A 15,626-nucleotide genomic window follows, 5' to 3' on the forward strand; every position below is an offset into this window, starting at 1 on the left:
GGCAGGGTGGCCGGCATGTCGCTCGCCGAGAACTTCCTGTCGCTGCACCTGCCCGGACGCCCGCTGCTGATGCCCAACGCCTGGGATGCGGGCTCGGCAAAGGTCCTGGCCTCGCTCGGTTTCCAGGCGCTGGCCACGACCAGCAGCGGGTACGCCGCGACCCTGGGCCGCCTCGACGGCCAGGTCACCCGGGACGAGGTCATCGGCCACGCGACCGCGCTGGTCGAGGCCGTCGAGGTGCCCGTCTCGGCCGACCTCGAGGCCGGCTTCGCGGCCACCACCGCCGAGGTCGAGGAGACCTTCCGGCTCGCCGTGGGCGCCGGCCTGGCGGGCGGGTCGATCGAGGACTACGCCGGCCTCGACAAGGACACGATCTATCCCCTCGAGGAGGCCGCCGAGCGGGTCGCGGCTGCCGCCGCTGCCGCCGGCGACGGCTTCGTCCTCACCGCTCGTGCGGAGAACCACATCCGCGGTCACGACGATCTCGACGACACCATCGCCCGCCTTCAGGCCTACCAGGAGGCCGGCGCCGATGTGCTCTTCGCGCCGGGCGTGATCACCGTCGAGAACGTACGCCGCCTGGTCGATGCCGTCGACCGGCCGGTCAACGTCCTGCTGCTCCCGGGAGGACCGTCGGTCCCGGAGCTGGCCGAGGCGGGCGCCGCCCGCATCTCGGTCGGCGGCGCGTTCGCCTTCGCCGCGCTGGGTGCCGTCAAGCGCGCCGCGGAGGAGCTGCTCGGCGCCGGCACCACCGGCTACAGCGAGCTGGCGGCCGAGGGCGCCAAGGCGTTTCGCAGCGCTGGTTGACTTGCCCCGTGACCGATGAGCTGAGGGTTGTGCGGGCGGGCTTCGCACCGATCAAGGGGACCAGGCACCTGGCGTACGACCAGGTCGTCCTCGACGCCCAGGGCGCCGTGGGAGACCGCGGGCTCGCGCTGGTGTCGGTCGACCCCGAGGACCCGGCTCGTGGGCGGGTGCTGCGCACCGTCCAGAACCCGTCGCTGGTCGCCGTGCGGGCCGAGGTCGTGGGCGAGCGGCTCGAGGTCGAGCTGCCCGACGGGGAGAGCGCCGTGGCGGAGCCGGCGGCGACAGGGGAGAGCATCACCTGCGACTACTGGGGCCGCGATGTCGAGCTGGAGCTGGTCGGCGGACCCCACGGGGAGCTGTTCTCGCGGTGGCTCGACCGGCCGGTCCGGCTGGCCCGCGCCCGCCGCGGGGACGTCGTCTTCGCGGGCTCCGTGTCGGTGGTGACCACGGCCTCGCTGCGTGACCTCGCCGGACGGACCGGCCAGGACGCTCTGGACGCGGCGCGGTTCCGGCCCAACCTGGTGGTCGAGACCGACGAGCCCTACGCCGAGGACACCTGGCTCGGCCGGGAGGTCCGGGTCGGCGGGGCGACGCTGCGCATCGGCGTACCCATCCCGCGCTGTGCCGTGATCGACATCCATCCGGACACGGGGGAACGGGACCTGCGTGTGCTCAAGACGCTCGCGACGCACCGCCCGCTCAACCGGGCCGGCGAGCCGGCGTTCGGGGTCTTCGCCGAGGTCGTCACGGCCGGCGTGGTGGGCTGAGCACGACCGTCATAGCCGGCGCACAGGAACGCGCCAGCACGGACTCAGGTGGAGTGCGTACGCTCCTGATGTGGATATGCAATCGCTGTTGTCGCGCGACTCCGTGAAGGTCGCCCTCGTCGTCAACGCCGGCTCGCGCCGGGGACAGGACGCGCTGGCGTCCTCGGAGGAGATGCTGCGGTCCGCGGGGATCCAGGACGTGCACTCCTATGCAGTCCACTCGGGGGAGGAGCTGGAGGCCACGCTCGACAAGGTCGCTGCCGACAAGCCCGACCTGCTGGTCATCGGCGGTGGCGACGGGTCGGTGGGTGCCGCGGCCGCCCGGATCGCCGGCAGCGACGTCGTGCTCGCCGTGCTGCCGCTCGGCACCGCCAACGACTTCGCCCGCACGCTCGAGCTCGACCAGGATCCGGAGACCGCGGTCCGGCAGATGCTCGAGGGGAAGATCATCAACGTCGACATCGGCCGGGCCAACGGCCACGCCTATCTCAACGTCGCCTCCTTCGGTCTCTCCGTCGCGGTGACCGAGGCGCTGAACCCGCGCCTGAAGAAGCTGATCGGGCCGGCGGCCTACCCGGTGGCGACGCTGCAGGCCTACCGCCACCACAAGCCGTTCACGGCGCGGCTGGAGTTCCCCGAGGGCGACCACGACACGATGGAGCTCGACGACCTGCTCCAGGTCGCGGTCGGCAACGGCCGCCACTACGGCGGCGGCAACACCGTCTCGCCCACGGCCTCGGTCGACGACGACCTGCTCGACGTCTACGCCATCGTCCGCGGCCGGATGCGCGACCACGTCTCGATCGCCCGGCTGCTCAGGAGCGGCCACTTCATCGAGCACGAGCAGGTGCACCACGTGACCACCTCGGCGGTGCGGATCACCACCGACGAGGCGATGCCGGTCAACCTCGACGGGGAGATCCTCACCGAGACGCCGACCGACTTCACCCTCGAGAGCAACGCGCTCCACGTCGCGGTGCCGATCCGCAGCCGCGCCGGCCGGCTCGACGGCCCGCCGCCCGACGTCCAGAGCTAGGGGCGACCCGCCCGAGGCACGTCGACCCGGATGGCCAGCAGCCGCGCCTCGGTGTTCGCCTTGCGCGGCTCCTCGAAGAAGTCGGGGGCCGCGCAGGCGTACAGCGTCCTCCCGTCGCTGCCGCCCAGCATGCATGCGAAGACGCCGCCGTCGAGCTCGATCTGCTCGAGGATCTCGCCGCCCTCGGCGACTCTGACCAGCCGGCCGAAGACCGCGTCGGCGGTCCAGAGCGCGCCCTCGGCGTCCAGGCAGCAGCCGTCGGGCGCGAGGACGGCATCGCCCATCGCCTCGGCGAACGCGGTGTGGCTGCTGAGGTCGCCGAACTTCGCCCACGTACGCCGGTTGGTCAGCGACCCGTCCTCGGCGATGTCGAACGCGCTGATCCGGTTGCCGCAGGTCTCGTCGACGATGAGGGTGCCGTCGTCGGTGATGACGCTGCCGTTGGGGAACCACAGGTCGTCGGCGACCTCGGTCACCGTCCCGTCCGGGTCGACCCGCAGCAGCACCGTCGGTGCCACGTCGGCGCCGGCCATGATGTCGAAGCCGAAGTTGCCGACGTACGCCCGGCCCTGCTCGTCGACGACCATGTCGTTGAGGTGGTGGCCGACGTGGCCACTGAGGTCGGCATGGGTCACCAGCGAGCCGTCGGACTCGCGGCGCAGGATCCGGCGGTCGTTCATCGACACCACCAGCAGATGGCCGTCGGGGAGCCAGCCCAGCCCGGAGGGCTGCCCGGGCACCTCGGCCTCCACCTTCAGGTCCGACCCGTCCTCCCGGGCCGAGTAGACCTTGTAGGAGTAGAAGTCCACGAACCAGATCCGGTCCTGGTGCCATCGCGGGCACTCCAGATAGTGCAGGTCCGTCACGATGGTGCTGATCTCTCGGGTCATGCCGCAGGCTCCTCCGGTCGACGGTGACAGGTTTCCTGACCCACCCTGGCGTCTCCGGCCCGGTTTGTCTCGGCGAACGAAAATTCGTTCGGGTGTCTGAGGTCCTGGGCCTAGCCTCGAAGAGTGATCTCCGCGTCAGCTGCCCTCGCCGTCGCGACCATCGCCTTCGGGATGGTCGTCACCCCAGGTCCCAACATGATGTATCTGGTCTCCCGGACGCTGATCCAGGGACGTACCGCCGGGATGGTCTCGCTCGCCGGGGTGGTGACCGGGTTCCTGCTGTACGTCTTGGCCACCACGCTCGGTCTGGCGCTGCTGTTCGCGCTGGTCCCGGGGCTTTTCGTCGCGATCAAGATCGCCGGGGTGGCGTACCTGATCTATCTGGCCTGGGGGATGGTGCGCGGCTCCAACCACGCGCTCACCCCGGACGCCGACCTGCCGCGGCACTCCGCCTGGAGGCTCTACCTCACCGGCCTGACCACGTGCCTGCTCAACCCGAAGATCGCGCTGATGTACGGCGCGCTGCTGCCGCAGTTCGTCCAGGCCGGGAACGGGCCGACCAGCCTGCAGCTGATCGAGCTGGGGCTGGTGCAGATCGCGGTCGCGACCGCGATCAACGCGATGTGGGTGCTCCTCGCCGGGCGCGTCTCCGGGGTGCTCCGCCGCAGCCGCCGCGTCGAGCGCGGGGTGCGCTGGACGGCGGGCGGACTGCTGACGGGCTTCGCGATCCATCTCGGCTTCTCGCGCGCCTCGGCCTGAGACGGAGGTTCACTCCTCCAGCCGCCAGGCCGCCTTGAGGGAGAGCTGGCCGCCGGTCTGGAGCAGGGCCCGGCTGTAGAGGCGCTCGGCGAGGCGTACGAGGGCGGCGCCGAAGCCGAGGAGCAGAGCCAGGGCGATGACCGGCTCCCACCAGGCCGCGCTGCCGTCGACCAGGCGCATCGGCATGAGCACCGCGGAGAGCGGTGGGACGTACGACCCGACGACCTCGCCGACGCCGTCGAGATAGAGGGCGCCGAAGAACATCACCATGAGCAGCATCGTGATCGGGGTGGAGGAGGACTGCAGGTCCTCGGTGCGCGAGGCGAGCGCACCCGCGACCGCCCACAGGGTGGAGAGCACCACGAAGCCGATCAGGAAGAAGACCACGAACCAGCCGATCGCGCCGGACAGCGCCGGCAGCGCGAAGCTGAAGTCGGTCAGGCTCAGCCCGACCAGCCCGACGGTCACGTAGATGAGCATCTGCCCGACGGCGATGACGGCGTTGCCGATGATCTTGCCGGCGAGCAGCTGCCGCAGCGGCACCGCGGCGGCGATCATCTCCACGATCCGCGACTGCTTCTCCTCCACGACGCTGTTGGCCAGCGTCATCCCGAACATGATCGAGGCGAAGTAGAAGACGATCGCGAGGGCGTAGCCGACCACGTAGCGGATGGCGCTCAGCCTGCTGTCACCCTCGAGCTGGTCCACCGCGACCGTCGAGCCCTCGGTCAGCTCGGCCGCGGTGGTGCCGGCGGCGTCGGCGTTGCCGGCCAGCACGATCGCCTCGACCGCCTGGCTGACCACGTCACGAAGCTCGGAGTCCGGGTCGTCCAGCGTGACCAGCGTCCACCCCTTCTCGGTCGGGCGCAGGTACGCGTCGGCCTGCTCCTCCTCGAGCGCGTGCCGGGCGGCGTCGGCGTCGTCGACGGCGACCGGCTCGATGCGTACCTTCTCGTCGATGTCGCCGGCGCGCTCGGCGATGCCCTCGACCATCGCCTGCGAGGTCGCCGAGGAGTAGGCGAGCTCGTAGGTCTTCTCCCGGCTCTCGCTCCAGGCGGTGAAGCCGAGCACGCCGACGATCACCGCGAGCATCACGGCGGTGCCGATCAGGGTCGACTTGTCGGTGGCGCGGACCGCGATCTCGCGGCGCGCGACGATCTGCCAGACGGGCTGTCCCTTGGGCCTGCGCGTCGTCATGCGGTGACCTCCCGGTAGATCTCGGACAGGCGGGGCACGACGCGGTGGAAGTCGAGCACGTTCCCGCGAGTCGTGGCCTCGGTGAGCAGCTTCTGCTCGGCGCCGGTGGAGACGACCTCGATCTCGGCCTCGGGGCCGGAGACGTCGCGGACGTGGAGCCCGGGCAGGTCGCGTACCCAGCCCGCGTCGCCGTCGAGCACGAGCCGGTAGCGCAGGGCGGCCTCGGCGCGCAGTTCCTCACCTGTTCCCTGGGTGACCACCCGGCCCCGGGCCATCACCACGAGCCGGTCGCACAGCCGGTCGACGAGATCGAGCTGGTGGGAGGAGAAGACCACTGGTACGCCGTCGCGGGCATGCTCGCGCAGCAGGTCCGCCATCGCGTCGATGGCGTCGGGATCGAGCCCGGAGAACGGCTCGTCGAGGATCAGCGCCATCGGCGTGGGGACGAGCGCGGCGATGATCTGGACGCGCTGCTGGTTGCCCAGGGACAGCTTCTCGAGCGGGTCCTTCCTGCGCCCGCCCAGTCCGAACCGTTCCAGCAGCTCGGTGATCTCCCGGCGGGCGTCGGCGGTGGTCATGCCACGCAGCCGCGCCAGGTAGACCAGCTGGTCGAGGATCGGCTGCTTGGGGTAGAGGCCGCGCTCCTCCGGCATGTAGCCGAACCGGCGGCGGTCCTCGCGGGTGACCTCGTGCCCCTGCCAGGAGACCGTGCCGGCATGCGCGGCCAGCACTCCCATGATCATCCTCATGGTGGTGGTCTTGCCGGCACCGTTGCCGCCCACGAACCCGGTGAGCCCACCGGACGGGACCGGGAAGGACACGTCGTCGACGGCGACCATGTCGCCGAAGCGGCGGGTCAACCCGCTGACCTCGAGCATCGAAACTCCTCTGTCTCGGTTACGAACGGGACCACGCTATTTCAGTGCCGCGCCCGACGGATCCGTCGCGAGGATGAACCCGTGCTCACCCGTTGGGAGGGTTCGCCGGGAGCAGCCCGTGGCGGTGGATGAAGACCACCGTCTGCACCCGGTCGCGCAGCTGCAGCTTGGCCAGGCAGGCCGAGACGTGCGTCTTCACGGTGGCCTCGGTCAGGAACAGCCGGCGCGCGATCTCGTTGTTGCTCAGCCCCTCGCCGATGAGCAGCAGCACCTCGCGCTCGCGGGCGGTGAGCAGGTCGAGCTCCTTCGGCGGCCTGGGACTCGGCGCCGACGGCGCGTTGTGGCTGGTCACCCGGCCGATCACGCGCATCGTCACCTCCGGAGCGAGCAGCGCGTGACCCTCGGCCGCAGCTCGCACCGCCTCGGCCAGCGAGTCGGGATCGGCGTTCTTGAGCAGGAAGCCGCTCGCCCCGGCGGCGAGCGCGTCGAAGAGGTAGTCGTCGCGGTCGAAGGTGGTCAGGATGATCACCTTGGCGTGCCCCTCGGCGACCACCGTACGTGTCGCCTCGATGCCGTCGGTGCCGGGCATCTGCACGTCCATCAGGATCACGTCGGGCCGCAGCTCGCGGGCCCTGGCGATCGCCTCGGCCCCGTCGGAGGCCTCGCCGACCACGGAGATGTCGTCCTCCATCGAGAGGATGAGACGGAACCCCGAGCGCACCAGCTGCTGGTCGTCGGCGAGCAGCACCCGGATCATCGCGCCGCTCCCGCCGAGGTGACGGGGGAGTCGAGCGGGAACCGCACCCGCACCCGGAATCCCTGCACCGCCCTGGGTCCGATGTCGACCTCCGCCTTCCGGACAGCTGCCCGCTCGCGTACGCCCAGCAGGCCGAGGCCGCTGCCGGAGGTGCCGTGCCGCGGCCGGCCGTTGTCGGTGATCTCGACCTCGGCGTAGGGCGCGGCGGCCGCACGGTCGACACGGAGGACGACCTGGGCGCGGTCGGCGGTGGAGTGGCGGCGTACGTTGGCCAGCGCCTCCTGGACGATCCGATAGACCGAGTGCGCCAGCGGGAGCGGCAGGTGCTCGACCGGGCCGACGGCCTCGTAGTCGACCCGCAGCCCGCTCTCGCGCACCCCGTCCAGGAGCGCGGGCAGATCCTCGAGGCGCGGCTCGGGGCGGCGTACGCCGTCGGGCTCGGACTCCGCGTCCCCGGCAGGGTCGCGCAGGGTGCCGAGCAGCGAGCGCATCTGGGTGACGCCCTCGCGGGCGGAGGCCTCGACGTTGCCGAGCGCCTCGGCGGCGCCCTCGATGTCGCCGGGGCGGCCGCGCTCGAGCAGCTTGCGCCCGGCGGCCGCCTGCACCCCGACGACGGCGACGTGGTGGGCCACGACGTCGTGCAGCTCGCGGGCGATCCGGAGGCGCTCGTCGATGACGGCGCGGCGCTGGAGCTGGCCGGACTGGGCCGCGATCGTCGCCGCCTGCGCGGCGAGCTCCGCCTTCTGCCGTGCGCCCCGCCAGGCGACCTGACCACCGACGATCGCGCCGATGAAGTAGAGCAGGTTCATCAGGGTGGTGAGCAGCACGTAGGCGGTCACCGGGCCGACCAGCGTCGAGCCCTCCGCGTCCGAGGTCGACTCGCGGATCTCGTCGATGCCGCTGCCGACCGCGAACTGCCAGGAGAGCCAGGCGAACATGAACAGGGTGATCAGCCCCATCACGACCACCATGTCGCGCCGCCGGCGCGCCCAGGCGGCGCCGGCGAAGAAGGCGACGAAGTAGATGATCTGCATGGGCAGCAGCCCCATCACCATCGGCAGCCACACCCCGGTGACGAACATGTGGAGCCCGGCCAGGAGCGCGATCGTGAGCGGGAACCGTCGCCGGAAGACGAGCAGCGCGGCGCCGCTGATCACGGCGATCCACTCGACCCAGGTCGGTGCGTCGCTGCTGTCGAGCGTCCCGACTCCCCGGATCAGCTCCAGGGTGACCAGGCTGGCGACCAGCACGACCGCGCCGACCAGCCAGTCGCCGAGGCTGATCGACCCCTCCCGCTCCCAGTCGTCGTCGGTCGCGAAGAAGGTCGCCAGCCGGCCGGAGGAGCCGGCATCGTCGTGCACAGTCACCCGGCCAACCCTAGTTCCGCCGGGGGACCAGGTCCTCAGTCTCGAGGCTGAGATCAGCGGGTGCCGGTGGCGCGCTGGCGCCGGCGGGCGCGGGAGCCGGGGCGGCTCTTGCGGGTGCCGGTGCCCTCGCCGGCGGGGCGGCGCGGCGGCTGGGTGACGACCGGGACGAAGGCGCCCGGACGGCTGCGCTCGCCCGGGGCGAGCTCGACCAGGATCGGGTGGGTCGGACCGTCCACGCGGGTGGTCGTGGGCTTGATCCCGGCGGCGCGGGTGAGGGTGCGTACGTCCTTGACCTGGTCGGGAAGCATCAGGGTGACCACGGTGCCGGAGGCGCCGGCACGGGCCGTACGCCCGGAGCGGTGCAGGTAGGCCTTGTGCTCGGCGGGCGGGTCGGCGTGGACCACGAGGGTGACGTCGTCGACGTGGATCCCGCGGGCGGCGATGTCGGTGGCGACCAGGGTGGTCGCCTTGCCGGAGTGGAAGGCCTCCAGGTTGCGCACACGGGCGTTCTGGGAGAGGTCGCCGTGGAGCTCGACGGCCGGGATGCCGGCGCGCCCGAGCTGGCGGGCGACGCCCTTGGCGCCGTGCTTGGTGCGGGTGAAGACGACGGTGCGGCCCGGGGCGGCGGCCAGGTCGGCGAGCACCGGGATGCGGTGCTCACGCGCCGAGAGATGGAGCACGTGGTGCTCCATCTCGGCGACCGGCGACTGGGCGGAGTCGGCCTCGTGCACGACCGGGGCGGAGAGGAACTGCTTGACCAGCACGTTGATGCCCTTGTCGAGCGTCGCGCTGAACAGGAGGCGCTGGCTGCCCTTCGGGGTCGCCGCCAGCAGGCGCCGTACGGCGGGAAGGAAGCCGAGGTCGGCCATGTGGTCGGCCTCGTCGAGGACGGTGACCTCGATGGAGGACAGGTCGGCGTGACGCTGACCGATCAGGTCCTCGAGCCGGCCGGGGCAGGCGAGGACGACGTCGGCGCCCTTGCGCAGGCCGATCACCTGCGGGTTCTGCCCGACGCCACCGAAGACGGTCTGCACGCTCAGGCCCGCCTCCGTGGCGAGCGGGCGCAGCGACTCCTCGATCTGCCGGACCAGCTCACGGGTCGGCGCGAGCACGAGGGCGCGGGGCTTGCCCGCCTTCGCCTTCGGGCCGCCGGCGAGGCGGGCGACGAGCGGAAGCAGGAAGGCGTACGTCTTGCCCGACCCGGTCCGCCCGCGGCCGAGCACGTCGCGGCCGGCGAGCGAGTCCGGCAGGGTCGCTGCCTGGATCGGGGTCGGGGAGGTGATGCCGTGGTGGTCGAGAACGGCGGTCAGGTCTGCGGGCACGCCGAGCGCGCTGAAGCTCTGCTGAGACAAGGAGGAGTCAACTTTTCAAGCGAGGTGTCTCGCCATAGGAAAAGTCGCATCCGAGAGCGGCCGGGGGCAAGACCGGAACGGGCCGCGGTAAGCAGATACTACCGGTAGGTGACCCGTCTACCAGAATCCTCGGTGCCCCTGGTCTCGACAAGCTCGACCACCGGTCTCATGTCACGCCCACGGGTCGACCAGGATCTTGGCGTGCGTCTCCGGGTCGGCGAGATCTGCGAAGGCCTGGGCGACCCCGTCGAGACCGACGGTGCCGGTGTGCAGCGGCGAGGGGTCGACCTTGCCACCGGCGATCAGCTCGAGCGTGCGCGCGAACTCGGCCGGGTCGTAGCCGAAGACGAACCGCAGGTCGATCTCCTTGTGGATCGCGATCGCGGGCCGGATCGTGTCCGGCTCCATGCAGACCCCGACCACCACGACGCGGGTGTGCAGCGGCGCCGCGGTCATGATCTGCTCCAGCATCCCGGGCACGCCGACGCACTCGAAGACAACCGGGCCGGTCGGCGACTGTCCGAGGCGGTCGGCGTTGAGCAGCACGGTCTCCCAGGGGAGCAGCGGGATGCGCCGGATGACCTGCATCGCGTCGATCCCGAAGCCCAGGTAGTCGGTCAGCGAGCTCACCGGTCCGCGCTGCTTGTAGGCGTCCCACGGCGAGGACTCGCGCGGGTCGACGACCACGTCGGCCCCGCACTCCACCGCCAGCGCGCGGCGCGCGGGGGAGAGGTCGGAGGCGACCACCGTCTTCACCCCCTGCGCCTTGAGCATGAGGATGACGGCCAGCCCGATCGGGCCGCAGCCGATGACCACGGCCGGGCGCCGAGCGGAGACCGCCCCGCGGCGTACGGCGTGGAAGGCGACAGCGAGGGGTTCGGTGAAGACCGCCTGGTCGGGCGAGACCCCGTCGGGGACGGGGAAGGTGAACGCCTCCTGGACGACGCAGTACTCCGCGAAACCGCCGGGGGAGTCGACGTCGAAGCCGACCATGTGGATCGCCCCATCGGTACGCAGCACCGGCAGCGCCGCCACCGAGGTGCCCGGCTCCCAGCGACCGCGCGTCTCCGGGCCGTAGGCGACGACCTCGCCGAGGATCTCGTGGCCCAGCACGATCTCCTGGTCCGGGGTCATCGCGGTGGTGTAGCCGATCTCGGTGACCACCTGGTTGAGCTCGTCGCTGTGCTCGCGCACGTGCAGGTCGGAGCCGCAGATCCCGGTGCGCAGCACCTTGATCAGCAGTTGACCCGGCCCGGGCTCGGGACGCGGGACCGACCGCACGGAGAGCTCGCCCTTGTGGACCACGGTTGCGCGCATCTGGTTCATCGGGGCCGACGCTACCTCACCCGGCCGGCAGCGATCCGGAGGCGATCCGGTGCAGGTGAGCGGTGAACGAGTGCTGATGGTCGACGCGGGGCAGCCGCAGCGCGGCGCCGGTGACCAGGTGCAGGGTGACGTCGATGCGCGGGTTGGCCTTGCGTTCGTCGACGACACCGGTGTCGATCCGGGTCACGTCCTCCCAGAGGATGACGTCGGTGTGCCGGGCGTGCTCCATGACCAGGCCGCCGTCGTAGAGCCCGAGGTCCACCGCGACCGGGCGCTGCAGGCCGAGCCAGGCCAGCCGGAAGCCGAGGATCAGCCCGACGAGCGCGACCAGGCCCCCGCCCAGCACCAGCACCGTCGGCAGGTGCGGCCGGGTGGCGATCCAGGCGCCGAGCGCGATGAGCGCCGGACCGAGAAGCAGCCCGACGGGCACCAGCCACGCCCGTCCGTGCGCCGGGTGCGTGCTCAGCCGGATGCCGAGGTCCTCGGTGAGCGTCTCCTCGCCCGGCGTACGCAGCCACGCCCGCCGCGTCGGCAGCACCACCAGTCCCAGCACGGTGAGCGCGATCCCGCCCCACAGCAGCGGGTCGCGGCCCATCCCGACGATCCGGGCCGGCCACGGGTTGATCGCATGCTCTCCGTAGGCGTCGGAGCCGACCACCCACATCCGGAAGGTCGCCTTCGACGGGTCGGGGTCGCGGCCGATGTCGCGCAGGGTGCCGTGGATGCTCCCGGTGACCTGCTCGCCGTCGACGCGCCACCGCCCCTCGCAGGAGGTGATCTCGCCGGTGCCGCCGTCGAACTCGCACCGCTTCACCACGCTCACCTCCGCCCACTGCCCGCTGTTCCAGCGGTCGGCGGCCTGCTGCGCGATCACGGTGGCCGGGAACAGCATCGCCAGCGTGCCGAGGCCAAGGGTGATCAGGACGGTCGCCACCGACGTACGTCGCTGTAATCGGATGATCCGCCGAGACGGGTCGATGAGACGGGACTTGGGGCCGGTGGTCGGGAGCACGAGGCCTTTCACATCTGGGAAGGGAGGGACGTCGATCGTGGCGTCGAAAGTGTAGTCGCATGCCCCCACGGGTTCCCGTCGACCGTGCCAGAGCCCCAGAGGCGTACGAAAGCGCCTGGTCTCCGACCGTATCTGACACGTGTTCACCCATTCGCAGTACGCCGCCGGCGACGGATACGATCGGGACGCCGCGCGAGGATCGCGGTCCACCCATCACCGGAACCCACAGGAGCATCCGTGTCCGAGATCAAGATCGCCGTACTCACCCCCGACGGGCGCGAGGAGCGGACGGTCACTACGGGCACGAAGGCGTGGGAGCTCTTCGCGGACAACGCCGACGTGATCGCCGCGCGGGTCGGCGAGGATCTCAAGGACCTCTCCTACGAGGTCGCCGACGGCGACGACGTCGAGGGCGTCCTGATCGACTCCAAGGACGGCCACGACATCCTGCGCCACTCGACCGCGCACGTGATGGCGCAGGCGGTGCAGGAGCTCTTCCCCGAGGCCAAGCTCGGCATCGGCCCGCCGGTCACCGACGGCTTCTACTACGACTTCGACGTCGAGACCCCGTTCGTGCCCGAGGACCTGGTCAAGATCGAGTCCCGGATGAAGAAGATCATCAAGGCCAACCAGAAGTTCTCCCGCCGGGTCACCACCGACGACGACGCCCGCGTCGAGCTGGCCGACGAGCCCTACAAGCTCGAGCTGATCGGCCTCAAGGGCTCTGCGGCCGACGCCGCCGAAGGCGCCGGCGCCGAGGTCGGCGGCGGCGAGCTGACCATCTACGACAACCTCGACCGCAACGGCGAGATCGCCTGGAAGGACCTCTGCCGCGGTCCGCACCTGCCGACCACCAAGCGGATCCCCGCCTTCAAGCTGATGCGTAGCGCGGCGGCCTACTGGCGAGGCGACGAGAAGAACAAGCAGCTCCAGCGCATCTACGGCACCGCCTGGGAGTCCAAGGAGGCGCTCGACGCCCACCTGACCCGCATCGAGGAGGCCGAGCGCCGCGACCACCGCAAGCTCGGCCGCGAGCTCGACCTGTTCTCCTTCCCGGACGAGATCGGCTCCGGCCTCCCGGTCTTCCACCCCAAGGGCGGGATCATCAAGCGGGAGATGGAGGACTACGTACGCGCCAAGCACATCGAGCACGGCTTCGAGTACGTCGGCACCCCTCACATCGCGCGCGAGCAGCTCTTCCACACCTCGGGCCACCTGCCCTACTACGGCGACGGCATGTTCCCGGCGCTGGACGTGGACGGCCAGGACTACCGCCTCAAGGCGATGAACTGCCCGATGCACAACCTGATCTTCCGCTCGCGCGGTCGGTCCTACCGCGAGCTGCCGCTGCGGCTGTTCGAGTTCGGGTCGGTCTACCGCAACGAGAAGTCGGGCGTCATCCACGGGCTCACCCGTGTGCGCGGCTTCGCCCAGGACGACTCCCACTCCTACTGCACCAAGGAGCAGGCGCCGGCTGAGGTCAAGCACCTGCTCGACTTCATGCTGACCGTGCTCAAGGACTTCGGCCTCGACGACTTCTACCTGGAGATGTCGACCCGCGACGACGCGAACAAGGACAAGTTCGTCGGCAGCGACGAGGACTGGGCCGAGGCCACCAAGATCCTCGAGGACGTCGCGTCCGAGACCGGTCTCGAGCTCGTGCCCGACCCGGGCGGCGCGGCGTTCTACGGACCGAAGATCTCCGTGCAGGCCAAGGACGCGATCGGCCGGACCTGGCAGATGGGCACGGTGCAGTACGACTTCAACCAGCCCTCCGCGGACCGGTTCAACCTGGAGTACCAGGCCGCCGACGGCACCCGGCAGCAGCCGGTGATGATCCACTCGGCCAAGTTCGGCTCGATCGAGCGGTTCCTCGGTGTGCTCGTCGAGCACTACGCCGGCGCCATGCCGCCGTGGCTCGCGCCGGTCCAGGTGGAGATGATCCCCGTTGCGGATGCGTTCAACGACTACGTCTACGACATCGCCGGCAAGCTGAAGAAGGCAGGCGTACGCGTCGAGGTGGACGAGTCCAGCGACCGCTTCCAGAAGAAGATCCGCAACGCCCAGCTCCAGAAGATCCCGTTCATGCTGATCGCCGGCGGCGAGGACGTCGAGAAGGGTGCGGTCAGCTTCCGCTACCGCGACGGCCGCCAGGAGAACGGCATCCCGGTCGACGAGGCGATCGAGCGGATCGTGGCTGCCGTGGAGTCGCACGAGCAGGTCTGAGCCTGTCGAAGGGGTCACTGGCCCGCCGAGATAGTCCAGGGAGTTTCCGTCCATTACCAGCCGGTAGATGGTCGGAAACTCCCTGGACTATGTTTTCGACCCCGAAAAATACACGCGACACTAAGTCGCGCGTACTCTTGTTATCGGGACGCGTGTCCGGGTAACGTGGGTCACGTCGTCAGTAGTTCAACGCAGAACGCAACGGTGAAGGAGCGATCGTCATGACCGCCGTTCAGGATGAGAAGTCCACCGGATACGTCCGCCAGGGCAAGCAGGCCTACCTCGACACGCTGCGTACGCTGTCCGAGGCCTCGGTCGAGGTGCACTTCGACCCGTTCAAGGACATCGACTGGGACTCCGAGGACCTCGCGGTGCTGCCCGACGACGAGCGCTGGATCCTCAACGACGCCGATGAGATCGGCGCCCACCCGTGGTACAAGGCGCTGCCCAAGCAGCGCCAGATCGAGATCGGGATGTACCGCTGGGCCCAGGTCGCGAAGGTCGGCCTGCAGTTCGAGCAGCTGCTCATCGGCGGCGTGATGAACCACCTGGTCTGGTCGGAGAACAACAACCCGGAGTTCCGCTACGCGACTCACGAGGTGACCGAGGAGACCCACCACACCCAGATGTTCCAGGAGTTCGTCAACCGGGTGAACCCCGACGTGGCGGGCGCGCCGACCTACTTCAAGGTCCTGGTGCCGCTCATGGCCTCGGCCGGCGCCTGGTTCCCGGAGGCGTTCTTCACCGGCATCCTGGCCGGTGAGGAGCCGATCGACCACCTGCAGAAGGGCGCGATGCGCTCCGGCGGCAGCCACCCCGCGGCCAACCGGATCATGCAGATCCACATCGCCGAGGAGGCCCGCCACATCGGCTTCGCCCACCAGTACCTCGAGCAGCACGTGCCCGAGCTCGGCCGCGTGAAGAAGACCCTGCTGGCCTACCTCTTCCCGGTCATCATGCGACTGCTCTGCGACGTGATCATGGTCCCGAGCAAGCAGGCCCGCTACGACATGGGGATCCCGGACGAGGTCGCGAAGGAGATCTGGTGGAAGTCCGAGGAGTCCGAGAAGCTGCTGCGTGACCTCTTCGGTGACGTACGCCTCCTCGCGGACAACCTGGGCATCCGCAAGGGTCCGGCCAAGCTGCTGTGGAGGCTGACCGGCATCGACGGCCGCGCCTCGCGCTTCCGCGCCGAGCCGCGCGCGGCGTCGTACTGATCCCGTTGAGCCCGACGCCCTAGGACGGTAGTCAC

Annotated in this window: 14 protein-coding genes; 6 read left to right on the top strand and 8 right to left on the bottom strand. The window is 70.4% G+C overall.

Features of this window, described 5'->3' with window-relative positions:
• Nucleotides 1-15: 15 nt before the first annotated feature.
• The 3 genes from OG984_RS03645 to OG984_RS03655 all read left to right on the top strand — a co-directional run bounded on the left by OG984_RS03645 (nt 16) and on the right by OG984_RS03655 (nt 2,610).
• Nucleotides 16-807 (top strand): isocitrate lyase/PEP mutase family protein, encoded by a 792-nt coding sequence (locus tag OG984_RS03645; RefSeq protein ID WP_328530292.1) that lies wholly within the window; start codon nt 16-18, stop codon nt 805-807.
• Nucleotides 808-815: 8 nt separating this feature from the next.
• The gene (locus OG984_RS03650) at nt 816-1,574 is read left to right on the top strand and encodes an MOSC domain-containing protein (RefSeq protein ID WP_328530293.1); all 759 of its coding nucleotides are present in this window, start codon (nt 816-818) and stop codon (nt 1,572-1,574) included.
• Nucleotides 1,575-1,650: 76 nt separating this feature from the next.
• Nucleotides 1,651-2,610 carry a lipid kinase gene (locus OG984_RS03655; RefSeq protein WP_328532315.1) on the top strand — a complete coding sequence of 320 codons (960 nt, stop codon included), beginning with the start codon at nt 1,651-1,653 and terminating at the stop codon, nt 2,608-2,610.
• Here OG984_RS03655 and OG984_RS03660 read toward each other — a convergent pair.
• Nucleotides 2,607-3,500 carry an SMP-30/gluconolactonase/LRE family protein gene (locus tag OG984_RS03660; RefSeq protein WP_328530294.1) on the bottom strand — a complete coding sequence of 298 codons (894 nt, stop codon included), beginning with the start codon at nt 3,498-3,500 and terminating at the stop codon, nt 2,607-2,609. The genes OG984_RS03655 and OG984_RS03660 overlap by 4 nt on opposite strands.
• A gap of 123 nt (nt 3,501-3,623) precedes the next feature.
• Here OG984_RS03660 and OG984_RS03665 point away from each other — a divergent pair, with 123 nt between their 5' ends.
• Complete coding sequence (locus tag OG984_RS03665; RefSeq protein ID WP_328530295.1) at nt 3,624-4,259, top strand: LysE family translocator; 636 nt, start codon at nt 3,624-3,626, stop codon at nt 4,257-4,259.
• A 9-nt stretch (nt 4,260-4,268) separates the two neighbouring features.
• On the opposite strand, the gene OG984_RS03670 is transcribed toward OG984_RS03665, so the two are convergent.
• The 7 genes from OG984_RS03670 to OG984_RS03700 all read right to left on the bottom strand — a co-directional run bounded on the left by OG984_RS03670 (nt 4,269) and on the right by OG984_RS03700 (nt 12,148).
• Nucleotides 4,269-5,456 (bottom strand): ABC transporter permease, encoded by a 1,188-nt coding sequence (locus OG984_RS03670; RefSeq protein ID WP_328530296.1) that lies wholly within the window; start codon nt 5,454-5,456, stop codon nt 4,269-4,271.
• Entirely contained in the window at nt 5,453-6,334 is an 882-nt protein-coding gene (locus OG984_RS03675) for an ABC transporter ATP-binding protein (protein ID WP_328530297.1), read from the bottom strand. The genes OG984_RS03670 and OG984_RS03675 overlap by 4 nt, the downstream gene beginning before the upstream one ends.
• A gap of 85 nt (nt 6,335-6,419) precedes the next feature.
• Nucleotides 6,420-7,091: a response regulator transcription factor gene (locus OG984_RS03680; protein ID WP_328530298.1), complete on the bottom strand. Its 672-nt coding sequence runs from the start codon at nt 7,089-7,091 to the stop codon at nt 6,420-6,422.
• Complete coding sequence (locus OG984_RS03685) at nt 7,088-8,458, bottom strand: sensor histidine kinase (protein ID WP_328530299.1); 1,371 nt, start codon at nt 8,456-8,458, stop codon at nt 7,088-7,090. Before OG984_RS03685 ends, OG984_RS03680 begins: the two co-directional genes overlap by 4 nt.
• Nucleotides 8,459-8,511: 53 nt before the next feature.
• A complete protein-coding gene (locus tag OG984_RS03690; protein ID WP_328530300.1) occupies nt 8,512-9,810 on the bottom strand; it encodes a DEAD/DEAH box helicase in 1,299 nt (432 codons plus the stop codon).
• Between the two features lie 171 nt (nt 9,811-9,981).
• Nucleotides 9,982-11,136 carry a zinc-binding dehydrogenase gene (locus OG984_RS03695; protein ID WP_328530301.1) on the bottom strand — a complete coding sequence of 385 codons (1,155 nt, stop codon included), beginning with the start codon at nt 11,134-11,136 and terminating at the stop codon, nt 9,982-9,984.
• Between the two features lie 16 nt (nt 11,137-11,152).
• Nucleotides 11,153-12,148 (bottom strand): hypothetical protein, encoded by a 996-nt coding sequence (locus OG984_RS03700; RefSeq protein ID WP_328530302.1) that lies wholly within the window; start codon nt 12,146-12,148, stop codon nt 11,153-11,155.
• Nucleotides 12,149-12,385: 237 nt separating this feature from the next.
• On the opposite strand from OG984_RS03700, the gene thrS reads away from it, so the two are divergent.
• Nucleotides 12,386-14,374 carry a threonine--tRNA ligase gene (gene thrS / locus OG984_RS03705; RefSeq protein WP_328530303.1) on the top strand — a complete coding sequence of 663 codons (1,989 nt, stop codon included), beginning with the start codon at nt 12,386-12,388 and terminating at the stop codon, nt 14,372-14,374.
• Nucleotides 14,375-14,595: 221 nt separating this feature from the next.
• Nucleotides 14,596-15,591, top strand: coding sequence for an AurF N-oxygenase family protein (locus OG984_RS03710; RefSeq protein ID WP_328530304.1), 996 nt, complete (start codon nt 14,596-14,598; stop codon nt 15,589-15,591).
• The last annotated feature ends 35 nt before the right edge of the window (nt 15,592-15,626 follow it).

This window comes from Nocardioides sp. NBC_00368 (genome assembly GCF_036090055.1).
GTDB lineage: Bacteria > Actinomycetota > Actinomycetes > Propionibacteriales > Nocardioidaceae > Nocardioides.